A 22,957-nucleotide genomic window follows, 5' to 3' on the forward strand; every position below is an offset into this window, starting at 1 on the left:
ATATTGATGTTTATAACATCATTTGGGGAGCAAAATATCACTTATAAGTGTTGTTCAAATTTCCTGATCCACCTCTATATGGTCTGCTCATCTAATAAAAATCAAGCAAACCATACATCCTTTTATTTAAATAACTCATTTACCTCAAACAAGTTGGCTTAAAAAAATACTCCACCACCACATCCCTTTCATCCAAACTCTTTGTACTCAAAAACCCGAACATCAAGCCATCTATTAAGTTTAAAACCATGTTGGCATCGGGTTTTAAGGCACGTGTTTCTAAGCTAAAAATCAGTTCAAAAATTTCACGAGTCAGCCATTTTCTATACTCAATTGCCATACGGTAAGCCTGCTGGTAAGCCACTTTAATTTCAAACAAAGCTTTAAGTAGCAAGTGATACAGACTGTTAGAGTTAACATGTAAAACTACTATTTCCTTGAGCTTATCGGTTGGCGTGCAATAACGGCTTGAATAGATAATCGCAAGCACTTCTTCTTTAAGTAGACTTTTTTGGAAAGCTATACACATTTCAATAAGTCGTTCTTTTGAGTGAAAATAGTTATACAAGGTGGCTTTCGGTATTTCTGATTCTTTGACAATCAGGTCTACGCCTGTTGTATGGAATCCATGTGTGGTAAACAAACGAATAGCGGTACGAATAATATGTAATTTTTTAGAAGAGGTTTCTAAATTTGGCATAGTTTTACCGTTATAAATTCTTGTTGTATGTACAGAGATAGAAATGCCGTCACTCTTAAAATGAGTGCTAAATACAGGCATGCAAAAGCCGCACAATTGGTGTGCTCGCCTATCTCGAGTTTTGTTGTTGATATGATTTTTTAGTCGTAACGATTCTTAAGGTGTAGAAAACCTAGAGCCGTTTTAAAGACTGTTTCGGCGGTATCAATAGAGAGAATTTGGCAAAAGCCAATAAATAAGAAATAGTACGCATGTGCGAACTCCTTTGGGTAAGAAAGAAGTTTCGCCACATCACTGCTAAATGATTATGGTGGCGAAACGAAAAGGGGTTAGCAGACTGATTTACCCAAAAATCAGCACATCCGAAGATGTCCCCCTCCCGTTCCGCCGCAGAGGGGGCACGTAAGGATGCCCACAAAAAAGAGAGACTTTTTCGTGTGCTTTGGGTAAATACGGCCTGCTAAAACCGACTGGCAATGTGGCCAGCAGGCAAAGGATAGTGCTCTGCCCTATTACAGTCAAGCACACAAAATGACATTTGTTTTAAAATAGATCATTAAAAAGTAAGGATAAATAATTAAAATTTATTGTTCATTTGTGATTTATATAAAAATCCTTTTCACTTGAAAATTACTTATAATTATTTATTAGAAGATCTGAATTTTGGGTTTGAAGTTTTTTCTAAAACAACCACTTTACCTGTACCTAACCCGCGAAAAAAATAATTAATGATATATAAGAATAACAAGCCAAAATAAAAAATCGGGAAAATGCTAAAGACAGTTGTTACTATTTCCCAAAACATCACCCCGACTCTGTAATTATAACTAAATGCTATAAGTCCACCTCTACGTCTAGGTCTTTGCTGAGTAATATCATCCTCAATAAAGTGAATAATTCCCATGACAAAACACCCAGCAAAGGTACTTGAGACTAAAGTCTTTTTAATTAGAGGCTTTTCTAACCAACGGTATTTTTTTGAAGATTCAAATTCGGCTTTGAAAAATAATTTATAGATTTCCTCTTGATAAGCGTTATTAATTCCATATTTTCTAATAAAAAAATAACATATAACACAACCAACAATGAACATGACTATGGTTATATAAAGGCTGTAAAGAATCGTAAAAAACGGTAATGGCCCTTTCGTACCAATAGTCACATGCATAATTTGTGTAATGTATTGATATATTTCGTACTGCCATTCGTTTTTAGGATAAGTAGGAAATACAAATAAAGGAATAATAAAAAGAATAAAACATATAGCTATACTCCCTTTGTTCTCTTTAATTTTCCGTGGCAGCGTAGAAAGAAAGTTTTTAGAGGCCATATCTATATTTTACAATTTGGAATCATATGTTTAGCTTTATAAAACTCATCAAAAGCTTTTTATAATATTTATAAAAAGCCATGCATTTTATTTAATATCTTGCGAGCAAACTTTACTTTATGTTTTAAATGAAATCAAAAAAAATGAAAAGAATTAATAGAAGGAAATATACGCTCATCTTTTTAAAATACTTTTATTATGCCCTTTTATATTCGGAAAGAGCACATTCTGGATATAGAATAACGTAACCAACCTTTGTATTTAATATATGCTAAAGGTATTATCGCTACTGCTAAAGTAAGTATCATACAATATAAAAAACCGTGCTCCCAAGATAATTCAGGCATTACATCAAAGTCCATCCCATAAAATGTACCTACCAATGTTAGTGATAAAAACACAGCAGTAATAATAGTAAAGACCTTAACAATTTGGTTTTGTTTAATATTCGTGACAGCATTCTGAAGATATCTAACTTGTTCATACTCAAATGACGCGTATTTCTTAACTTCCACAACGTCACAAGCTAGTTTAGATACTAAAATCTGCGGTTCTACCAAATCACTATCAAATGATGGTGGTAGAACGAAGGCGGGTTGACAGACCAGTCATCTAGAAACCGGCACGCACAAGGCGTCCCACCTCCGTCCTACCGCTACGAAGGTTAGTAGCCAAGCCCCATACAGTCAAGCACACAAAATGACATTTGTTTTAAATTAGATCATTAAAAACTAAGGATAAATAATTAAAAAATTATTGTTAATTTAGGATTTATAAAGTCTCGGTTTAAAGGCCTTTAAATCTCTCAGTTGACTGGATAAAAAGGCATAACAAAATCAGTAAAACTTCGCTTCACCAGCAGGACGAGTTTTAAACCTTCTATGAAACCACATGTATTGTGTTGGGGCGATCCGAATCTGGTTTTCAATAATTTTATTGACGCGTTCAGCATCATTCACTTCGCATTCGCTAGGAAAATTTTCAAGTTTAGGTTCTATTAGTACGTTATATTGAGGATCTCGAATATCCCCGCTTCTGTAAAAATATAATGGTATTGCAACAGCGTTTGAAATATCCATGAGTCTTCGATGTGCCGTGACTGTGGCTGCTTGTATTCCAAAGAATGAAGCCATGACACCTTGCTTTAAACCAAAGTCCTGATCAGGGCTATACCAGATTGCATGACCATTTTTGAGTTTTTCAATTAAGCTACGCATGTTGTCTTTTGCAATCTGATTTTTATGAACCCTAGCGCGACTACGATGAATGAGGAAATCCATAAAAGGATTATTTTGAGGTCTATACACCACATCCATATCAAAAAATAGCGTACATGCAGCACCTCCGGCATCGAGTAATGTGCTATGCGTGCCTAAAAGCAGAATACCGCGATCCCGATTGTCATTTAGATGTTCCAAGCCTTCTATATGAACTCTTTTTTTAAACCATGCAGGACAATACCAAGCATTTAAGGCTTCAAATATACCAATCATCGTATCGGTAAAAACCGACTTAGCCTTGGCTTCAATTTGCTCAGGTGTTTTTTCAGGAAAACATGCACCTAAATTTCTTAAAGTCGTTTTCCTTCTAGAAGCCAATAGTGTCCAAGCAATTTTTGAAAATAGTTTTGCTAAGCGCCACTGGATTGCCCAAGGCAAGTACGCAAGAAACATTAGAATAAAAGCTGTGAACCAGATACCCCAATATTTTAATGATAGAAAGGAAAATTGAAATTGCCCTGATTGATACTGCGCTTCAGGTTTCGTCATATTGTAAATATCTAGAGGTATAGAAATTCATCCTAACACACTCGCACTCTACATACGTTTGTAAAGTGTGTCTTAATATTAGGCTCAATCTAGCAAACAACTGCTAAACAGTACTGGTGAGTGCTCCGATTTATTCTTTATCGGTCTTGATGGGCAATTGCTTGATAAAGTCATTTAAAGACATTGGACAGCCCCATAAATAGCCCTGAAACTCGGTACAACCATTACTTTTAAAAGCACTAAACTGTTCAGCCGTTTCTATTCCTTCTACCAACACGCGAAGGTTTAAATCTAGGCCAATTTTAATTATACCCGTCACTAATTTATTGCTGCGTTTATCATCTAAAGCTGCCTGTACAAAGCTGCGATCAATTTTAATTTGTTTAATGGGCATTTTTTGTAAATAGCTTAACGATGAATACCCTGTACCAAAGTCATCAAGTGAAAGCTGAATACCATGCTTAGACAAGAAGTGCATTTTTTCAATCATGCTCGCACAATTATTTAAAGCAATATTTTCAGTAATTTCTAATATAAGCCGAGATGGATTGGAGTCATACCGCTGAACCAGACTAATCACAGTGTGCTCAAAGTTAGATTGCATAAAATGATCAGCACTAATATTGATTGAAAGCGTAAGATCTTTGGTCTCTTCTTTTTTACTCCAGTCTTGTAAAACTTGGCAGGCTTCGGCCAATACCCACTCTCCGATCTCTGGCATTAACCCAAAAGTTGCTGCTGCCGGAATAAACTCTTTTGTTGGAATATACCCTAAAACCGGATGATGCCATCTTAACAAGGCTTCCGCACCAATCAGCTTTTCTGACGAATTAACTTGGGGCTGATAAAAAAGCTCAAATTGTTGCTTAGTGAGTGCCAAACGTAGATTGTGCTCCATACTGCTTTCTATTTGTATTTCTAATTGCATGGTATAAATTGAAATACAAATCATAAGAGTAGCGACAAAAGTGGCTATCCACCCACCATGATCACGAATATCTTCTGATAAAGGTATGGCACTATCGAGAGTAAAAGAGCTGCCACTAAAAAATATAAAGCAGCCAATCGACAGTAAAATTAAAACAATTTGTAAGAAGCTTGGCTCTCTACGGTAATTCAAATACCCCAATATCGCTCCGGCAGGTAAAAACAAATGGGCCACTCGAGGGCGATCAGGCGTAGCGACATCGAAAAATAAGCAAAAGACAACTGGAAAAACCAGTAGAACCGCTTGTGATAAAAGTATCCCTGCCGAAATACGGTTTATATAAATAAGAAAAAAGCTAAATATGGAAATTAGTGTGAAACAGATATCCATATAAACAATCACCCACATTTGGGCAAATGCAAAATATATAGTCCAAAACAAGCAAAAAATAATACAAATAAAGATATTTGCTTTGGCTGCGATTGTAAGCTGCTGGTCCTTTAGGGAGCGGTAATTTTTCTTGTGTTTTTTAAAGTAAGACGAAGTTATCATAAATAAACCAACCGTAAATATTTCTTTAAAGGACCCCAGCCAGCTTGGTCATTGATACTCCATTTCAATATTTACCAATAAAACGTAATCATTTCTCCCATTGTGATTTGTACTTATTATTTTGAGATCAAGTTTTAACCACCTTAATGGTATAGCCCGATTAGGTCACTTGAACGATACTGCTTTTTAAACACTCTATAATTTTAAAGTATCATGACTTAACGATACATGCCTATGACTCTCAGGTACAGCCTTTAAGTGCAGAAAAATTAGTGAATTACAATTTTTGCGTTAAATATTTTTATTATTTAGATTCATCAATAGGACCATTTAAAATAATGCACATGTGTGCTTAATTATGCTGCTAATGACCAAGTTGTGAGCTTTGTTGTTCTGAGGTTGGAGCTAAAAGCTAAAGAACCCATGAGATACCCATCTCATATTTTTTGATCGGGCTATCTCATGTTTACCAGAAATATTTATTTTTTAATAATATAGTAGTCTCAGCTTATACCTTATTGCGTTTATAAGAGAAATAAGAGCAACCTGCACACGATGCCATAATAATTGTTATGCCTAGAACCTGAAAACTATTTAATCGTTCATCTAAAATCAGCCAACCAGCCAAAGCGCTGACTGCGGGTGACGCACTTAGTAAAATCCCAAAAACTCGAGGATGCAGTTTTTTCATGGCAATCATATCTAATATAAATGGAATAGCACTTGCTAGCATCGCCATAAGTAAACATGTAAAAAGAATCTTATAACTATCAAAAATATGGATAATGTGAGATACACCTAAAGGTGTTGCAAATAAAGCCGCTATAAACATTCCAGTCGCAACAGAGCTGCCACCACCTTGTGCAACTTTTGAGCCATAAATCACATACAGTCCCCAACCCACTGCAGCTAATAAAGCATACGTCATGCCAATAAAACTAAAGTTATTATTGGCATTGTCCATAGGTAGAAGAAGCAAACCAATAATAGATAATCCACCCCAAAAATAATCTAATTTATTTTTAGACATTAAAATAGCAACCGTAAGTGGTCCTAACACTTCGATGGAAATCGCAATCCCAACAGACATGTAAGAAAAAGCTTTATAAACCAATGTATTCATTAAAGTGAGGATTGATCCATAAATAATTAGATTTTTCCAATTGGTCTGTTTATTCCACTGTCGCCATGGTTTAAAGACTATCCATAAGAAACAGGCCGATAAGGCAAGTCGAGCTAAGGTGACTCCTTCAGCAGTAAGAATCGGAAAAAGGACTTTTGCTATTGCTGCGCCGATCTGTACAGAAACTAAAGATAAAAATGCGGCTGCAAATGCCATGCCTTGCTTGGAGTTTGTCTCAATCATCATATTTACCGCTCTGGGAATGATTGAAATTTTAATTCTCTATAATCAATATATTTCTTCTATTTTTCACGGTAAAACGATTAAATAACTCTATATTTAACATTTAATGAGAGATTTACTCATGTCAGAGATTTCTTTAGATAATTTTGATTATGCGATCTTAAGAATACTGCAAAAAGACAATAAAACTTCCCATCGAGAAATTTCTGAAAAAATCGGTCTATCCGCTGCATCTGTACAAAGGCGTATAACTCGGATGGAAGAAAAGGAAATTATTTTAAAAAATTGCGCTATCTTAAATCCTCTCAAATTTGGTGAAAAAATTACTTCCATTATTGAGGTCCGCCTTAGCGAAGACCGTTCAGTAGTTATGGACAGAGCGAAGCTATACTTTGCTTCTGTTGAAGAAATTCAACAGTGCTACTTCGTAAATGGAGGAGTCTCATTTATAATTATCATGCTGAGCAATAACTTATCTCATTTTGAAAGTTTAGTTAGAAAACATTTCGCTGATAATGAAGACGTAAAAACTTATAGAACACTCATTGTTTTAGATCGCGTAAAAGTAAACTTTGAGTTGAATATTTAAATTTTCAATCCTTGGCCTAAAAGGCCCAATCGCTCTATTTTTATGTCTTGCTACATTCAACCTCTATTTCAATGCTTGATCACTTTTTTTCGATAACTCAAATTTGTTACCATTGCACCACTGGAATGGTCTGAAGTCACTTTATACTAGGGATGCTGATTCTAAAGTTCATCCAGTTGTTGTACTTTTCTTGAATTACATTCATTTTTAAAGACTTGAAATTGGTTAATAAACCAAAAGTAGATTTTTCGTTTTTTTAAGGGTTTATTACGCATGAATAGCGCTGAAATCATGGCTGATCTCTCCAACCACACTCCAATGATGCAGCAATATCTCAAAGTCAAAAAAGACTATCAACATGCGTTGCTGTTTTATCGTATGGGCGACTTTTATGAATTGTTCTTTGAAGACGCGCATTTAGCAGCCAAACTTTTAGGTATTACCTTAACCCATCGGGGTAAAGCAAATGGCAACCCGATTCCAATGGCAGGTGTTCCCTACCATTCAGCCGAAGGTTATTTGGCGCGTTTAGTAAAAGCCGGCCGAACTGTAGCTATTTGTGAGCAAGTCGGCGAAGTTACTGGCAAAGGCCCGGTTGAACGCAAAGTTGTTCGTATTCTTACACCGGGTACTTTAACCGACGACGCACTACTTACAAGTTATCAGTCGTCTAACCTTGTTGCGCTATGTATCCATCAAAACCAGATCGGTTTTGCTTTACTCGACTTAAGTGCGGGTATTTTTAAAGTTCAACAACAAGACTACAAACCGGAACAACTTCCAATTGAACTGGCTCGCCTCATGCCAAGTGAAATTTTGATTGATGAAGATCTGGTTGACCCGAATATTATCGAACAAATTAAAAAGCATTTAGATTGCCCTGTAACCAAGCGCCCAAATGTCGATTTTAATTTAAACAATGCGCAAAAAACCTTATGTGACCAGTTCTCTGTATCAACACTCTCTGGTTTCGGACTAGACCCGTTACCTTTGGCTAAAGCCGCCGCGGCAGCACTTATTCACTATGCCAAAGAAACTCAAAAAACGGCGTTACCTCATATCCGTTCAATTCTTTTAGAACAAAGTACTGATTTTATTGCGCTCGACCCAATCACGCGCCGTAACTTGGAAATTATTGAACCTTTGTTTGAGCACGGAACTTCTTTATTTCAACTTGTGAATGATTGCCAAACTGCAATGGGTGGACGTTTACTTAGCCGAATACTCATGCAGCCTGTCCGTGATACAGCATTACTTGACGCACGTTTAGATGCGATTGAGCAATTGATTCAAGGCTACCATGAAAGCCCAGTTCGTATGGTGCTTAAAGAAATTGGTGATATTGAACGTGTTCTTAGTCGTGTGGCGCTGGGTAGTGCGCGACCACGTGATTTAGTGCAACTTCGTCATGCTTGCGCGCAAATTCCATTTTTACGGAATGCTTTAGCACCTGTTGTACAAGCAAAGAAATCTAAGTTATTAGGACAGCTCGATCAGGAATTGGGTGACTTTAAAGCGCTTCATCAACATTTAATGGCTGCGATTGTTGAAAATCCGCCTGTATTACTTCGTGATGGCAATGTAATTGCAGAAGGTTATGATGCTGAACTTGATGAATTACGCCAAATTCGTGATCATGCAGGTCAATTCCTCATTGATTTAGAAATAAAAGAGCGTGAACGTACTGGTATTAGCACTTTAAAAATCGGTTATAACCGTGTGAGTGGTTACTACATTGAGCTGACTCGCGCTCAAGCCGAACAAGCCCCTGCCGATTATATTCGCCGTCAAACCTTAAAGAATGCTGAGCGCTACATTACGCCTGAACTAAAAAGTTTTGAAGATAAAGTTTTATCCAGTGAGTCGCGTGCATTAGCTCGTGAAAAAGCATTATTTGAAGCTTTACTTGAAAACCTTCGTGAAAATATTGCTCACCTACAAATGATGAGTTCAGCAATCGCACAAATTGATGTAATTGCAAACTTTGCTCATCAAGCGCGTTTAAACAACTGGGCACGCCCTGAATTTACACCAGAAACAGGTATTAAGATTCAAGGTGGCCGTCATCCTGTAGTTGAAGCGTTAAGTAAAGCGCCATTTACACCAAATGATACTTTCCTTGATGTGCAGCACCGTATGGCAATTATTACCGGTCCAAACATGGGCGGTAAGTCTACCTTTATGCGCCAAACAGCATTAATTAGTTTGCTTGCTTACTGCGGTAGTTACGTTCCGGCACGAGCTGCCAAACTTGGCCCAATCGACCGTATTTTTACCCGTATTGGTTCAGCCGACGACTTATCGACAGGCAAATCGACCTTTATGGTTGAGATGACTGAAACTTCACAAATCTTGCACCATGCGACGAATCAATCGCTTGTGTTAATGGATGAAGTTGGTCGCGGAACCAGTACCTACGATGGTCTTTCTTTAGCGTGGGCTTGTGTGGTTGATTTAACCAAACGCGTTAAATGTCTTTGCTTGTTTGCAACTCACTATTTCGAATTAACAGAGTTGGGTAGCGAACCTGGTATTGATAACTACCATGTCACTGCTCAAGAGTTAAACGGCAATCTCATTTTATTGCATAAAGTCCAACAAGGACCAGCGAGCCAAAGTCATGGTTTACAAGTTGCAAAATTAGCCGGTATTCCAGCTAATGTGATTAAAGAAGCTCAAAAGCGTTTACGTATTTTAGAGAAGCAACAACAGCAGCATTTACAAACTAGTGTTCAAAGTGATTTGTTTGCAACTCTAGATTCAGAAGTTACCCCAAGCACTCAAGTCATAGAGAAAGTGATAGAAGTTGAAGTCTCTTCACCTGCCCTCGATTTACTTAAGCAAATCGAAGTAGACAACCTGACTCCTCGTCAGGCACTTGAACAGCTTTATGAGCTAAAAGCAGCGCTTAATTCATAATCAATCATTGAGCAAACATGTGTATAGGCATGTTTGCTCTTACTTTAAGGAGAATAAAATTTCTATTTTCTTAAGGCCACTACAATACACAGAGATCGATTTAATTTGGCAACAGATTAATCGTCGTGAACTGATTACCCAACTCTACTTACAAAAGCAAGAACACTTAGAATTAACAGATTGTTTTTATGATGTTAAACATTGGGATGCTTATCATTTAGAAAATGATCCGCCCAAATTAAAAGAACTTTATGAACAAGGGGCTTTATTTATCGGTGCTTTTGATGCGTCTGAACAGTTGGCTGGCATTAGTGTAGTCTCGAATCAGACTATTACTGATTATCCCGATGCAAAATTACTGCAATATTTTTATGTCGATGCCGATCAACAAGGCAAAGGTATTGGTGCAAAGCTGATGCAAGCGGCAAAAGAATCGGCCAAGCAATTGGAAGCCAATCAACTTTATATTTCAGCCACTCCAAGTAAGCGTACAGTAGATTTCTATATAAAGCATGGCGCGGTCGTATTAAAGCACCCAGATCGTCAATTATGGGAACTTGAACCAGAAGACATCCATTTACTTTGTACACTTTAAGCTCATTACTTAAAGATTTTTTGTTTATCGATTCAACATAGAGGCAAAATTTAAAAGTAAATGTTGTAGTTGAGGTGTCTGCCTAAACAGATACCTTGACCCAAATGACATTAAAACTCATGACAAAAAAATTATTTAAACTATTGTTTTATAAAACTTATTATTATCCTAATTTTATAATTTAGCTCTTATTTAAGCTGAAACATTCTTTTGAATATCAATGTATTAACTTATCTTCATATGTATAAATAAACAATATCAATAAAAGCAATTGTTTGTTTACCCCTTTTTTGCCTAAAATAAGCTATTCGAAATGAAACCATATTTTTTAGGTAGCTGTCGCCATGACCTTTGTTGTCACTGAAAATTGTATTAAATGTAAATACCAAGATTGCGTAGAAGTTTGTCCTGTAGACTGTTTTTACGAAGGTCCGAATTTCCTAGTGATTAATCCGGATGAATGTATTGACTGTGCATTGTGTGAACCAGAATGCCCTGCAAATGCAATTTTCTCTGAAGATGAGCTACCAGAAGGTCAAGAAGTATTTATTGAATTAAATGCTGAACTTTCTCAAAAGTGGCCTAACATTACTCAAATTGGTGAACAACCTGCTGACCGCGAAGAATGGAACGGCAAACCAGATAAGTTACAGTATCTAGAAAAATAATTTCAAAAAGATCAGCAACCGCTGATCTTTTTTATACCCTATTCAAACATTTCATTGCAAATTCCTCGTAATTTGTGCACTGTTTTGCATTAAAATAGGCGCAATATTTATAAGCTTTTGATTTTTCTTATGCGGAAGTTTTTGCAGAGCATGCTGCCCCTATGCATAATCCCTGCGATTATGGTGGGTTGCGCCAGCTCTCCTCAACACACAACAACAGGCAAAACCTCTCCAAGCGGTAAGCGCATCTTTATTCCTCAAGAGCGCGTTATTATCGAACGTCCAATTCCACCTAAAGTTGAACCTGCTTCCTATCGCGCTTGGTTAAATACAGGCGATCATTATGAACGTGTACGCGAATATGAAAAATTTCTGGCGCGTCATGATGTAGCAGGTATCGTACCAAGTTTTGAATTATTAAGATCCGCTCGTGATTGGCAGAAGTGTGGCCGTTCAGAATATGCGGTACCTAACCGTGAACTTTGGAATAATTCTTTATCGACCTTACGTGTCTTTAAATATCTTATTGCCGCAAAAGTTTTAACCGACTTTGAGGTAACTTCAGTTTACCGAGACTTACCTTTAAATGAATGTGCAGGCGGCGCAAGTTCTTCTAAGCATTTATTTAACTCTGCCATCGATTTCCGTATTGGGCCAGAAGTTCCACAGCCACAAGACTATGCGTTTATTGAAAATACGAAGTTTAAATTGTGTCAGTTCTGGGCTCAGCACGGCCAAAGTTTAAATTTAGGTATTGGATTATATAGTTCAGGACAAATCCATATTGATACTCAAGGCTATCGTACTTGGGGACCTGACCTAACCCGCAATACGTCAATGTGTAATTTCTAAAATATAAATCCCCTTATGCGCTTCAGTTTAAGGGGATTTGCTCATTCTATAATCAACCAAAATTTCTTGAATCGAAGATTTTTGCACTCTAGTCATAAACGTTTAAAATACGCCTATCAACATACAGGTAAATTTGACTATGCAGCAGATGTGGACAGACATTGACGAATATATCGATTCACATTTAATTCCCGAAGATCCTCGACTCGACTTTGCATTAAAAAATACCGACGAACACGGCTTTTCAAATCATCTTGCAGTTGCTCCAAATCAAGGAATGTTCTTGCAAATGCTCATTCAGATGAATAAATGCAAGCGTGTTTTAGAAATTGGGACCTTTGCTGCCTACAGTACAATCTGGTTAGGACGTGCACTGCCTGAAGATGGCTATTTGCTTACCATTGAAGGTCGTGATACTCATGCAGAAATGGCTCAAAAGAATATCGATCATGCCAACCTGCCTGTAAAAGTTGACCTTAAATTAGGCCGTGCTGCCGATGTACTTTCTGCAATTGATCCTCAGTCGATTGAGCCTTTTGATTTTATCTTTATCGATGCCGATAAACAGGGCTATCCGGAATATTTAGAACTCAGTCTCAAATTTTCAAAATCGGGCACTATTATTGTGCTAGATAATGTCATTCGTGCTGGTGATATTTTGAATCCTGAAAACAAAAAACCAAGTATTGAAGGCATTCGTGAAACTTTTAAAGCCCTAGAAAATCATCCGCAAATTTTGTCTTGCACAGCTTTACAAACGGTTGGCTCAAAAGGTCATGATGGTTTTGCAATTGCAATTGTGAAATAATGGTTAAAAAATCATCTTTTTCATTTTATTATTTATAATCAATAAATTACTTTTATTACCCCTGCTTTTCCATATAGTTATCCACAAGATTTGCGGATAACTATATGCAAATCTCATCATTTAGCCACAAGTAATGGTACAGTCGCGTTACGGAAAATCGTGGTTGCAATACTTCCCAAGAAGAACTGATGTATTTTGCTATGGCTAAATGCGCCGAGCACAATAATTTGAATGCCGTGTTCTTGTTGGTACTCTAGAATATTTTGCGCCACATCGCCGTATCTATAAACGGTCACTACATCTAGTCCCGCTTGTTTCAAGTAATGCTCTGGTTCATTCAATATTTCAGGATGGTCACCGACATAAACTAAATGGCACTGTAAAGTCCGTAATAAGTCACTTTGCGCAATACGGCGCATCATCTTTTGACATGTCGGAGAGTATTCATAAGCAAAAATAAAACGTGTCGGTACTTTGAAGTTTTCACCAATGGTCAAAACCGTACAATTTGCACCGCGGATAAAGTTTTCAACATTGCTGCCAATCGGTTTATGTTTTTCGGCAGCTCTTTCGCCTACGCGACCTAAAATCACGATATCGTTTTCGTGTAAGAGATTAAAACTTTGCTCTAGAAAATCCCCTTTTTCCTGAATTTTTGAGCAAGTAATTCCGTGTTTTTCTTTAATTAAGTCAGAGATATGTCTGAGTAAATTATTGCTGTAATCTAAAGCGAGTTCACTTTGTTTTTGCTCTAATTCAGCTAACTCTTTAAGCAACATTGCATTGCTTTCAAAGCCGATTACGCCACTAATTTCACCAAGGTGATAACTTGCCGGGTAGTAATCTAGAATTTGTAATAATACAAGCTCTCGTCCAGTTGCTTTCGCAACCCAAGCCGCTGCATCTGCAATAGCATTAATACAAGGTGATGAGTCAATACACGCAATAACACGGTTCATTTTTGCCTCTCTTCTTCAGGTCTATTTGCCTTGGAGATTTTTCTATAACTTAGCTTTAACTTAACATAGATAAAAATCCGTATGTTAAGGTTTATGTATTAAAATCCACTTTTTTGTTTAAAGATCAAACATTTTATTACATTCTTGAGACTGCATTATTCTCTTAAACGGATAAATTTTGCTGGGTTTCCTCCCACAATATGGTACGGCTCCACATCTTTTGTCACCATACTATTCATGCCAACTACAGCATGTTTTCCAATTTTAATCCCGTCTTTAATCCCCACATGCGCACCTAACCAAACATCTTTTTCAATTTCGATACCCTGTGAGCGAACCGGCTGTTGGTAAAGTGGACGGTCGAGTTGCATGCCATGATCAAATGCATAGAGATGACAATAAGCAGCAATACGAACTTGATCATGCAGTTTTATGCCTGCTCGACCGCCATCTAAAATACAGTGGTGGTTAATTGCAACCTCATTACCAATCTCAAGCGGTCCATGCAAACTACAATCTGCCGCAATAAAACAATTATCACCAATCTTAATTTTCCGACCTGGCTCGGCAAAAATATGGGCTAACGGTGAAATAAAACAGTTCTCCCCGATCTCGACCGTTTCCATATCCATTAAATAAGCCTGATATTCTTTTTGCCATTCTTCCGCCCAAACACGGTGTTTGGGCTTCAATGTCCAATATAGCCATGGCATATAATTTAAACGGTGTTTATGTTGCTCGCGGTACTTGAGTAAAGAATCAGTCATCAGTCAATTCCTCCTCAACTTTTAATTCTTCGCGACCACGAGTCACATCTCGCAGTTTTAGAGCGAGTGGTTCAATTTGGTGAAGCTGTAGCCTCGCTTCAATATCGACACCTGTTGCAGTATAACTTTCCTGATATTCAATTTGCTGCTGTGTCAGCTCATACTGAAAGATAGCCCATTCATTAAAATGACAAGAAAAATGAATCGTTTTCTTAGCAATCAGTTCAATACGTTCAGCTAACAATAATGATTGTCCGGCACAACCACCATACGCCCGAACAAGGCCACCAGTTCCCAGTTTTATACCGCCATACCAGCGGTTCACCATGACAATAATATTAGTCAGGTCATTTCCTTCAATAGTTGCCAGAATTGGACGTCCCGCTGTACCAGATGGTTCTCCATCATCATTAAAGCGAACGTTATGCCCAATTTTCCATGCCCAACATTGATGTGTGGTCGAGATATCTTTATTTAATTCTAAAAACTCTTTCACTTGCTGTTCATTTTCTACTGGCGCAGCAATCGCCTGAAATCTACTTTTTTTAATTTCTTCTTCAAAAGTAACGGGTGATGCAATCGTAAAAGCCATAAATGAAATAAAGCATAATAAAAATCAAATTATAACGTGAATTTAATAGAAGCAAACCTATAAAAAAGCCCCGAATTTCGGGGCTTTTTTTCTTATCTTTCTCTTAATGCTTCTTTGGCTTTATTAAATGGTTTAAGTAAGTAATCCAGTACAGTCTTCTCACCAGTACGAATATCTACAGTTGCCACCATACCCGGTGTAATACCGAATGCTTTACCTTCTTTATTGTAAAGCTTGTCGGAGTCAGTTCGGATATAAACACGATAATAGAATTGATCCTGTTTCACTTCATCGCGAATGGTATCTGGAGAAATAACCGTAACCTTACCTTTTAAACCACCATAAATTGAGTAGTCATAGGCCGTGATCTTAACCAAAGCTTCTTGACCAGGACGAATGAATGCAATGTCACGTGGCAAAATACGGGCTTCAATTAATAACTGTTCATCAATTGGAACGATGGTCATTAACTTACCATTTTGTGGAATTACACCGCCATGCGTTGTCACTGTAATTTCTTTTACCACACCGCGCACAGGGGCTTTAAATACGGCACGTTGTAAACTGTCGTTACGGCCCATGACCACTTGTTGTTGAGTTTGCGTGTCAGTATTTGCTTTAGATAACTCTTCACGTGCTTTAACGTAGTATTGGTTACGTGCATCGTTCATCTTGTTTTGCAAATCATTTGCTTCACGGCGTAAGCGTAAAACCTCAACCTCACTAGCAGCACCTTTGGCAACCAAAGGCTCTGTCATGGCCAATTCTTGCTGAACCAGTTGTAAAGCCTGTCTTAATCCTGAAAGCGTTTGTTCAAGATCGGCTCTGCGTGATTCATACAAAGCAGTCTCTTCATGAACAAGCTTCGGATCTTGTGCAACTATTTCAGGGAAAACCAATGGTGTACCGTTCACTTCCGCACGTAAACGTGCTGCTGTGGCTTGAGCTGCAATTAATAAAGATCTCGACTCACCCACATTTGAAGCAAAACGGGTTGGGTCAAGCTGAGCAAGAATTTGCCCTTTTTGGACAATATCGCCTTCTTGTACATTTAGCTTAGTTAAAATACCGCCCTCTAAAGACTGGATGACCTGTTCTTTAGATGATGGGATAACTTTACCTGTACCGGTTGAAACTTCTTCAAGCTTAAAAAACCATGCCCAGATAAAGAAAATCACTAAACCAATGCCCACGATCCAGATGACTAAACTGGCACGCGGTAATGGTGGTTCACTATAAGATACATTCATTGAACGGGTAAGTTCTTGTTGTTGTTCGCTCATGAATTGCCCCCTTGGCTCACTTGTTTTTGTTGGGCTGTAGATTGATTAAGTACCTGATCTCGTGGTCCATCCATCACGATTTTGCCTTCATTGACAACAATAATACGGTCCACTAGTTCAAGAACAGCTCGGCGGTGGGTCGCCACAACCAACGTTCGGTGTGCTAACCATCCTTTGAGATGATCAATTAATTGTTTCTCTGCAACATCATCAATGGCTGCTGTCGGCTCATCAAGCAATAAAATATTCGGTTGACGAATCAATAAACGAGCCAATAATAACGCTTGTTTCTGACCACCAGAGAAACCAACGCCTCCTTCTAAAACCAAGTAATCCAAGCCTTCTTTTTTCTCTTGAACAAAAGATAAAGCACCTGTTACTACCAATGCACGAAGAATGTCTTCATCTGTTGCAAGCGGTGCACCTAAAGTCAGGTTTTCACGGATTGTTCCGTAGAATAAATGTGCATTCTGGTTGAGTAGCCCCATATCTCGGCGTACATCTGATGGGTCGATTAAAGAAAGATCGAGTCCATCTAAATGCACAGCTCCCTGAGTTGGAACCTGCATGCCAGATAAAAGCTGAAGCAATGTTGACTTACCAGCACCATTACGACCCAAAATCGCAATTTTTTCTCCGGCACGAATTTTTAAATGGCGGATCGCAAGACTTGGTCTCGGATCTTCTTCTCCATATTGGAACAAGATATTTTTTAATTCATAGTCGCCATTTAAAACAGCTTTGTGTACCAGATGTGAACGGTCGGCCTGATCAATCGGACGCTGCATGAGCTCATCTAAACTTTGCTTAGCAACTTTTGCCTGTTGTAAACGACCTAATACGCCCGTAATCTGGGCAATTGGCCCTAACATACGCGAAGATAAAATTGAACATGCGACTAACGCACCTGTGGTCATTTCACCGTCCATTACCGCAAAACAGCCCACTAACACCACAATGGCATAAGTTAAACCCTGAACCATTTGGGTCCAAGCCATTAAGGTACCCACAATTTTACGCTGTCTCATACCGATGTCGGCTGAGACTTCATTCATATGGTTCCATTGGTTTTGGAATCTTGATTCAGCACGTAAGAGCTTAATGTCTTCAATACCTTGCACCGCTTCTACCAAAATTGCGTTACGAATTGAAGATTCTCTCATGCCTTCTTGTGCCAGTTGAGCCAGCTTCTTCTGTACCAAAATACCTGGCAAGATCATAAGCGGCACAACAAGTAACATTACCCAGAACAGTTTTCCACCAATAATGGCAAAAATTACTAAGAACAGGAAAAAGAACGGAAAATCGGCAATCGCACTAATTGTAGTTGAGGTGACCAGTTCACGAACGCCTTCGAGTTCACGAATCTGGGAAATAAAACTACCTGTAGATTTTGAGCGATCTTTATTTTTAATTCTTAAGGCATGGCCAAATACACGATCCGACACACGTAAATCAGCACGTTTACCAATAATATCGGATAAATATACTCGTGAAACACGTAAGGTAAACTCAAAAAGAGCGGCAATCAGTACACCACCCGCCAAAACCCATAAAGTGGGTATTGACTGGGATGGAACCACACGGTCATACACTTGCATCGAGAAAATAATGGTTGCCAGTGCCAGCACATTGGCAATCAGCGAGGCAAACATAATATCAACGTAGCGTTTCCAGTCTCTTAAAACGATTGACCAGAACCAGTTGGCTTCATAAGGTTTGATATATTCGTCAATACGTGCATCTGGGATAGACGTTTCAGGACGCAAGATATAGACATTTTTAAGTGTAGTTTTTAAAGCGTCTAAAGATAAACTTTGTGAAAGGCCCTGATCTCCACTGAACTGGATACTCACATTTCCTTGGGTATCAGCCTTATCGATTACACCGACTTGACCATCATTAAACTCCACCATGACAGGTAAACGCCATGGGTTGAGTAAATCTAAGGAAAATGGTGCCTTACGAAGATTCAGACCGACTTGACGTGTCATTAACTGCAAGACGTTATCTAAATTCTGATTTTGGTTCCAATCAAGTTGTAAACGAATTCTTTCTTCTGAAGGCTCTATTCGATAATGTTTAGCAATAGTTAAGACCGCCTGTAGCCAAGGCTGGTAATTTATTTTTGTCATCATGGTTGTACTTCGAACCCCTGAATTGAAATATTATTTAAGCCATAGGCTTGGCGGGAACGTCCTGTTGCTTCAATGTACTGAACAATGCTGCTATAAATGTCATAACGTGCTGATTCGAGTTCTGAGTTGGCACTATGAATAGCTTGTTCAGCATTTAATAAATCGACCAATGAACGCGTACCGAGCTTGTATTGCTCTTGATAGAGTTCACGTGTACGAACCGTTGTTGCTTGGCGACTTGCCAAAACCTGCATTTGACGCTGTTTATTTTCAATCTGTTCGCGACTTGTTCTAATTTGGTCCAGAACATCCATATACACCGAATTCACTTTGGCTTTTGCAGCTTCTTCGGCATAACTTGCCATTTTTACTTGTGAAGCGGTAGCACCACCTTGGTAAAACTGACTGGTTGCTTCAAGCATGACTGAACTATATAAACCGTCATCTTTGTCGTTATTCGGGTTTTTACCATTAATCGCCTGACTTACCGAACCTTTCACAGCCAAGGTCGGATATCGGGTTAAACGGGTTTGTTGTTTTTGAGCTTTTGCAACCTCAACACCTGCCTGCGCGGCAATCATTTTTGGAATAGTATTAAACTCAGGTTCACCATAAAGATCGGATTGCTTCACGAGATCATCGGAAATAATCCATCCAGTATGACTAACATCTGCACCTAATAAGGTTCTTAAATGCTGTTGATATTGACGTAATAATGATTGCTGAGCAATCAAAGCAGACTGCGCTGCCTGTAAATATGACTGCGCCTGAATTGGGTCTGCTTGACTCGCGACACCAGCGTTTGCACGCAGGTTAGCAATTTCCTGAATACGTCGAATACCGGCAATTTGCTGCTCAGCAATTTTATTAAGCTGTAGATAACGCTGAATATTCACAATGGTCTGTGCAACATCCAAAGCTAGAGTATCAACGCTAACCAAGACATTGGCTTGTTCAACCTGAACTTTCGCTTCTTCAACATCAACACCTGATTTGACTTTACCGAAGTCATAAAGCATTTGAGTAGCACTTAAGGTTAATAACTGCCGACCTCGTTCTCCACTGCTTAAATCACCAGTCGTAATCCCTCCTGAAAGCTGGGGATAGTAACCGGCTTTAGCAACATCAACTCCTGAATTTTGACCTGCTAAAGTTGCAATAGATTGTGAAATATCGGGGCTACGCTGAATGGCAATTTTTACCGCATCTTGCAATGTCATCGTTCTAGATGGCAAGTTAGAAAAAGATGAAGCTCGATTATCATTAAGTTGAACAGTAGGAAATTCCTGCACAATAGAACGGTCTAGCTTAAAATTACTAAGCTTGTGCATTTTGGCAACTTTAAAGTCATCACTACTTTTAGGGACAAAAAGTTGTGACAAGTTTTCTTTCAGGGTGTGGTATTGCTCACTTGGCTTAGCAGCGTATATCACGACAGGTACATGTAGTGTACTTAAAAGCATAAGCCCTTTCAGGAAAGCCTGCTTTCTACATATCCCTCTTACTCTTCTTTGGTTATATCCAATCATGCTTATCTTGTTGATCTTGTTTGTTATCGTTTAAAAGCTTCTACATTCTACATAGTTTTTCACCTAAAGCAGCATAATTGATGGAATAAATCACACATTATTTTTTCATTAAATGATTGATATATGTATTTGTTTTTATTTATAAAATACTAAAAAATAAAAAAAGAGGCCTTGACCTCTTTTTAACCAAACAGATTAATGTCTTTAATTAAACTGTGAAATCATCACCTAAATAGACTTTACGTACCTGTTCATTGTCTAAAATTTCTTGTGGTGTGCCTTCGGCAATTACCGAGCCTTCACTTACAATATAAGCACGTTCACAGATTGCTAAAGTTTCACGAACATTGTGATCGGTAATGAGGACACCAATACCGCGATCCTTTAAGGTCTGGATAATATCTTTAATATCGCCTACTGAAATTGGGTCAACACCCGCGAACGGCTCATCCAGAAGCATAAATTTTGGATCTGCGGCCAAAGCACGTGCAATTTCTGCACGACGACGTTCACCACCAGATACACTCATTCCCAATGAATCTTTAATATGACTAATTTTAAAGTCATTTAATAACTCAGTAAGGCGCTGCTGACGTTGCTGTTTATTCAAATCTTTACGCGTCTCTAAGATCGACATAATATTTTCAGCAATCGTCAATTTTCTAAAGATAGAAGCTTCTTGAGGTAAATAACCAATACCCTTACGTGCACGTTCATGCATCGCTAGGTCTGACATATCCAAGTCATCAAGATGAATCTCACCTTTATCCATGCGCACTAGTCCAACCACCATATAGAAACTGGTGGTTTTTCCAGCGCCGTTAGGACCAAGCAAACCAACAATCTGTCCACTTTGCATACTAAAAGAGACGTCTTTGACAACCCAACGCTTACTATAGTTTTTTGCTAAGTGTTTAATACACAAAGTTTGCGGTTGTTGAAGAGCTTGCTGCATTAGTCACGCGCTCCTGGGAAACTTTTTGAACTTGAAGGTGGAATAATGATTTGTACACGGTTTGAAGAAGAACCTTGAGCTTCAACATCACCCTTATTCATACTATATTTCAGGGTGTTACCGCGAATACTTGAACCATCTTGGTATAAATATGCACCGCCAGACAAGGTAATAATGCCTGTATCTGCATTATAAACAATCGTTTGTCCTTCACCGCGTGCAATACCTTTATCAGCACTTATTTGTTGCTGAAACTTAGACGGTCTACCTTTAGCAGTGATCGTTTGAATTTCACGTTTAGAGTTTAGCGTAGCCACAATTGAGTCAGCCTGAAGCTTCATGGTGCCCTGCTCAATCACGACATTACCCGTATAAGTCGTCAAACCGGTTTTTTCATTATAAGTTGCTCGGTCTGCCACTAATGAAATTTGTTGATTACGGTCAGACGGCAAAGCAAAAGTCGAAGCAGATGATAAAGCAACGAATGTAATTACCGCAGCTTGTTTTAGGAAAGCTGAAGAACGTTTTAAATTAAGACTTTGGTGCATACTTTCCTCGAATATTAAAAAATTCGTACTGACCATTATTCAAATTGGCTTTTAGTCCTTTACTCACAAACTCGCCTTGTGGAGACTGAACTGTCACTTGATGATTAGTTTCAATATCTCTAGTTTTTGGATAACCAGTTAATTCATCGGTTTGAAACTCAATGGTTCCTTGCGGTGCCAGCTTAGTGGCTACCACATCACCCGATAACACAACCTTTTGATTATCATCATATCCATAAGCTTGTTTAGCAAAGAATGTTGCATCAACTTTACCTAATTTATACATAGTGGCATTGAGTTGATCCAACTTTGACGTTTTTTGTTGCATATCCTGTTCAAGCTGACGAACTTCAGCACGAATATACAAATTGCCTTTGTCATCAGTTTGAGTCAAATGGACGCCCTGCGCCGAATAAGTCATATTCTTCGCCGAACCAATGTCCAGTTTTTTTGCCTTGCCACTATAGTAGTAGTAACCACCACTCACAGCAGCAACCACTACAGCAACAATATATAAAACTCTGGTATCCATGAGCAGGAATAGCCTACCTTTTTAAGTAATCTTGTTATTAATGCGGTACTGCAAGATATTTTTCAAGAAGTTCTTGGTAAATGCCTTTTGCGATCAGCAACATATCACAAACTTCACGCACAGCTCCACGGCCACCCATCGCCTGTGTTACCAAATCCGCACGACGGCGCACTTCTTCATGTCCGTTTGGAACAGTAACACTCATTCCGGCAATGGCAAATGCTGAAAGATCCGGCCAATCATCACCCATGTATAAGCAGTCTGAAGGCAGGATATTAAACTGTGCACACGCTTCACGTAGCGCCGAGCCTTTATCTTCACGGCCTTGGAAAACCAGATCGACACCTAAATCGGACATGCGTTTTTCAACGATATTACTTTTTCGTCCAGTAATAATGATGACTTTCATACCCGCTTGTTGCGCAAGTTTCATACCCAAACCATCACGAATGTCGAATGATTTAATTTCATCGCCCGTGTTGGTTAATGTCACAAAACCATCACTTAAAATACCATCAACATCCAGAACCAATGCCTGCAAATGACGTGCTTGTTCTAACAATGCATACGATGCCATT

22 protein-coding genes are annotated in these 22,957 nt (G+C 38.5%); 6 read left to right on the forward strand and 16 right to left on the reverse strand.

Annotated features, from left to right (window positions below):
- Positions 1–139: 139 nt before the first annotated feature.
- From G9371_RS15955 to G9371_RS15980, 6 genes are all read right to left on the reverse strand, one after another.
- Positions 140–700, reverse strand: coding sequence for a TetR/AcrR family transcriptional regulator (locus G9371_RS15955; RefSeq protein ID WP_002070076.1), 561 nt, complete (start codon positions 698–700; stop codon positions 140–142).
- A gap of 640 nt (positions 701–1,340) precedes the next feature.
- Complete coding sequence (locus G9371_RS15960) at positions 1,341–2,030, reverse strand: hypothetical protein (RefSeq protein WP_000157168.1); 690 nt, start codon at positions 2,028–2,030, stop codon at positions 1,341–1,343.
- Positions 2,031–2,236: 206 nt separating this feature from the next.
- On the reverse strand, positions 2,237–2,545 hold the full coding sequence (locus G9371_RS15965) for a CorA family divalent cation transporter (RefSeq protein ID WP_223241117.1): 309 nt from the start codon (positions 2,543–2,545) through the stop codon (positions 2,237–2,239).
- Positions 2,546–2,866: 321 nt separating this feature from the next.
- Entirely contained in the window at positions 2,867–3,799 is a 933-nt protein-coding gene (locus tag G9371_RS15970; RefSeq protein ID WP_029424242.1) for a lauroyl acyltransferase, read from the reverse strand.
- Positions 3,800–3,929: 130 nt separating this feature from the next.
- Entirely contained in the window at positions 3,930–5,279 is a 1,350-nt protein-coding gene (locus tag G9371_RS15975) for an EAL domain-containing protein (RefSeq protein WP_086221520.1), read from the reverse strand.
- Positions 5,280–5,787: 508 nt separating this feature from the next.
- Entirely contained in the window at positions 5,788–6,648 is an 861-nt protein-coding gene (locus G9371_RS15980; protein ID WP_165471287.1) for an EamA family transporter, read from the reverse strand.
- Between the two features lie 118 nt (positions 6,649–6,766).
- On the opposite strand from G9371_RS15980, the gene G9371_RS15985 reads away from it, so the two are divergent.
- The 6 genes from G9371_RS15985 (at position 6,767) to G9371_RS16010 (ending at position 13,076) form a co-directional block, all read left to right on the forward strand.
- Positions 6,767–7,234, forward strand: coding sequence for an Lrp/AsnC family transcriptional regulator (locus tag G9371_RS15985; RefSeq protein WP_001290075.1), 468 nt, complete (start codon positions 6,767–6,769; stop codon positions 7,232–7,234).
- 273 nt (positions 7,235–7,507) lie between these two features.
- On the forward strand, positions 7,508–10,153 hold the full coding sequence (mutS, locus tag G9371_RS15990; RefSeq protein WP_010590519.1) for a DNA mismatch repair protein MutS: 2,646 nt from the start codon (positions 7,508–7,510) through the stop codon (positions 10,151–10,153).
- 64 nt (positions 10,154–10,217) lie between these two features.
- Positions 10,218–10,748, forward strand: coding sequence for a GNAT family N-acetyltransferase (locus G9371_RS15995; RefSeq protein WP_086221521.1), 531 nt, complete (start codon positions 10,218–10,220; stop codon positions 10,746–10,748).
- A 344-nt stretch (positions 10,749–11,092) separates the two neighbouring features.
- Positions 11,093–11,416, forward strand: coding sequence for a ferredoxin FdxA (gene fdxA / locus G9371_RS16000; RefSeq protein ID WP_000144889.1), 324 nt, complete (start codon positions 11,093–11,095; stop codon positions 11,414–11,416).
- A 129-nt stretch (positions 11,417–11,545) separates the two neighbouring features.
- A complete protein-coding gene (locus G9371_RS16005; RefSeq protein WP_001986294.1) occupies positions 11,546–12,268 on the forward strand; it encodes a D-Ala-D-Ala carboxypeptidase family metallohydrolase in 723 nt (240 codons plus the stop codon).
- Positions 12,269–12,407: 139 nt separating this feature from the next.
- Complete coding sequence (locus tag G9371_RS16010; protein ID WP_001186835.1) at positions 12,408–13,076, forward strand: O-methyltransferase; 669 nt, start codon at positions 12,408–12,410, stop codon at positions 13,074–13,076.
- Between the two features lie 116 nt (positions 13,077–13,192).
- On the opposite strand, the gene G9371_RS16015 is transcribed toward G9371_RS16010, so the two are convergent.
- From G9371_RS16015 to G9371_RS16060, 10 genes are all read right to left on the reverse strand, one after another.
- Positions 13,193–14,035, reverse strand: a complete 843-nt coding sequence (locus G9371_RS16015) for a universal stress protein (RefSeq protein ID WP_001082436.1) — start codon at positions 14,033–14,035, stop codon at positions 13,193–13,195.
- A gap of 155 nt (positions 14,036–14,190) precedes the next feature.
- Positions 14,191–14,802: a chloramphenicol acetyltransferase CAT gene (locus tag G9371_RS16020; protein WP_000132356.1), complete on the reverse strand. Its 612-nt coding sequence runs from the start codon at positions 14,800–14,802 to the stop codon at positions 14,191–14,193.
- A complete protein-coding gene (locus G9371_RS16025) occupies positions 14,795–15,394 on the reverse strand; it encodes an IMPACT family protein (RefSeq protein ID WP_000885987.1) in 600 nt (199 codons plus the stop codon). The genes G9371_RS16020 and G9371_RS16025 overlap by 8 nt, the downstream gene beginning before the upstream one ends.
- Positions 15,395–15,486: 92 nt before the next feature.
- Entirely contained in the window at positions 15,487–16,677 is a 1,191-nt protein-coding gene (locus G9371_RS16030) for an HlyD family type I secretion periplasmic adaptor subunit (protein ID WP_000003555.1), read from the reverse strand.
- Entirely contained in the window at positions 16,674–18,815 is a 2,142-nt protein-coding gene (locus G9371_RS16035) for a type I secretion system permease/ATPase (protein ID WP_000988402.1), read from the reverse strand. The genes G9371_RS16030 and G9371_RS16035 overlap by 4 nt, the downstream gene beginning before the upstream one ends.
- Complete coding sequence (locus G9371_RS16040; protein WP_000927323.1) at positions 18,812–20,278, reverse strand: TolC family protein; 1,467 nt, start codon at positions 20,276–20,278, stop codon at positions 18,812–18,814. Before G9371_RS16040 ends, G9371_RS16035 begins: the two co-directional genes overlap by 4 nt.
- A gap of 274 nt (positions 20,279–20,552) precedes the next feature.
- On the reverse strand, positions 20,553–21,299 hold the full coding sequence (lptB, locus tag G9371_RS16045) for an LPS export ABC transporter ATP-binding protein (protein ID WP_001183458.1): 747 nt from the start codon (positions 21,297–21,299) through the stop codon (positions 20,553–20,555).
- Positions 21,299–21,847: a lipopolysaccharide transport periplasmic protein LptA gene (gene lptA, locus G9371_RS16050; protein WP_000554244.1), complete on the reverse strand. Its 549-nt coding sequence runs from the start codon at positions 21,845–21,847 to the stop codon at positions 21,299–21,301. The genes lptB and lptA overlap by 1 nt, the downstream gene beginning before the upstream one ends.
- Positions 21,831–22,379 (reverse strand): LPS export ABC transporter periplasmic protein LptC, encoded by a 549-nt coding sequence (gene lptC, locus G9371_RS16055; RefSeq protein ID WP_000381220.1) that lies wholly within the window; start codon positions 22,377–22,379, stop codon positions 21,831–21,833. Before lptC ends, lptA begins: the two co-directional genes overlap by 17 nt.
- A gap of 37 nt (positions 22,380–22,416) precedes the next feature.
- Complete coding sequence (locus G9371_RS16060; RefSeq protein ID WP_000179337.1) at positions 22,417–22,956, reverse strand: KdsC family phosphatase; 540 nt, start codon at positions 22,954–22,956, stop codon at positions 22,417–22,419.
- Between the last annotated feature and the right edge of the window lies 1 nt (position 22,957).

This window comes from Acinetobacter sp. EKM10A (genome assembly GCF_011075215.1).
In the GTDB taxonomy this organism is placed as follows: Bacteria; Pseudomonadota; Gammaproteobacteria; order Pseudomonadales; family Moraxellaceae; genus Acinetobacter; species Acinetobacter baumannii.

What these genes read in the sequence shown, in the direction of transcription:
- G9371_RS16015 (WP_001082436.1), bottom strand. Translation starts at nt 14,035, where the DNA reads ATGAACCGTGTTATTGCGTGTATTGACTCATCACCTTGTATTAATGCT.
- lptA (WP_000554244.1), bottom strand. Translation starts at nt 21,847, where the DNA reads ATGCACCAAAGTCTTAATTTAAAACGTTCTTCAGCTTTCCTAAAACAA.
- G9371_RS15975 (WP_086221520.1), bottom strand. Translation starts at nt 5,279, where the DNA reads ATGATAACTTCGTCTTACTTTAAAAAACACAAGAAAAATTACCGCTCC.
- G9371_RS16005 (WP_001986294.1), top strand. Translation starts at nt 11,546, where the DNA reads ATGCGGAAGTTTTTGCAGAGCATGCTGCCCCTATGCATAATCCCTGCG.
- G9371_RS16030 (WP_000003555.1), bottom strand. Translation starts at nt 16,677, where the DNA reads ATGAGCGAACAACAACAAGAACTTACCCGTTCAATGAATGTATCTTAT.
- fdxA (WP_000144889.1), top strand. Translation starts at nt 11,093, where the DNA reads ATGACCTTTGTTGTCACTGAAAATTGTATTAAATGTAAATACCAAGAT.
- mutS (WP_010590519.1), top strand. Translation starts at nt 7,508, where the DNA reads ATGAATAGCGCTGAAATCATGGCTGATCTCTCCAACCACACTCCAATG.
- G9371_RS15960 (WP_000157168.1), bottom strand. Translation starts at nt 2,030, where the DNA reads ATGGCCTCTAAAAACTTTCTTTCTACGCTGCCACGGAAAATTAAAGAG.
- G9371_RS15980 (WP_165471287.1), bottom strand. Translation starts at nt 6,648, where the DNA reads ATGATGATTGAGACAAACTCCAAGCAAGGCATGGCATTTGCAGCCGCA.
- G9371_RS15970 (WP_029424242.1), bottom strand. Translation starts at nt 3,799, where the DNA reads ATGACGAAACCTGAAGCGCAGTATCAATCAGGGCAATTTCAATTTTCC.
- G9371_RS16025 (WP_000885987.1), bottom strand. Translation starts at nt 15,394, where the DNA reads ATGGCTTTTACGATTGCATCACCCGTTACTTTTGAAGAAGAAATTAAA.
- G9371_RS16010 (WP_001186835.1), top strand. Translation starts at nt 12,408, where the DNA reads ATGCAGCAGATGTGGACAGACATTGACGAATATATCGATTCACATTTA.
- G9371_RS16035 (WP_000988402.1), bottom strand. Translation starts at nt 18,815, where the DNA reads ATGATGACAAAAATAAATTACCAGCCTTGGCTACAGGCGGTCTTAACT.
- lptC (WP_000381220.1), bottom strand. Translation starts at nt 22,379, where the DNA reads ATGGATACCAGAGTTTTATATATTGTTGCTGTAGTGGTTGCTGCTGTG.
- G9371_RS16060 (WP_000179337.1), bottom strand. Translation starts at nt 22,956, where the DNA reads ATGGCATCGTATGCATTGTTAGAACAAGCACGTCATTTGCAGGCATTG.
- G9371_RS16040 (WP_000927323.1), bottom strand. Translation starts at nt 20,278, where the DNA reads ATGCTTTTAAGTACACTACATGTACCTGTCGTGATATACGCTGCTAAG.
- G9371_RS16020 (WP_000132356.1), bottom strand. Translation starts at nt 14,802, where the DNA reads ATGACTGATTCTTTACTCAAGTACCGCGAGCAACATAAACACCGTTTA.
- G9371_RS15955 (WP_002070076.1), bottom strand. Translation starts at nt 700, where the DNA reads ATGCCAAATTTAGAAACCTCTTCTAAAAAATTACATATTATTCGTACC.
- lptB (WP_001183458.1), bottom strand. Translation starts at nt 21,299, where the DNA reads ATGCAGCAAGCTCTTCAACAACCGCAAACTTTGTGTATTAAACACTTA.
- G9371_RS15985 (WP_001290075.1), top strand. Translation starts at nt 6,767, where the DNA reads ATGTCAGAGATTTCTTTAGATAATTTTGATTATGCGATCTTAAGAATA.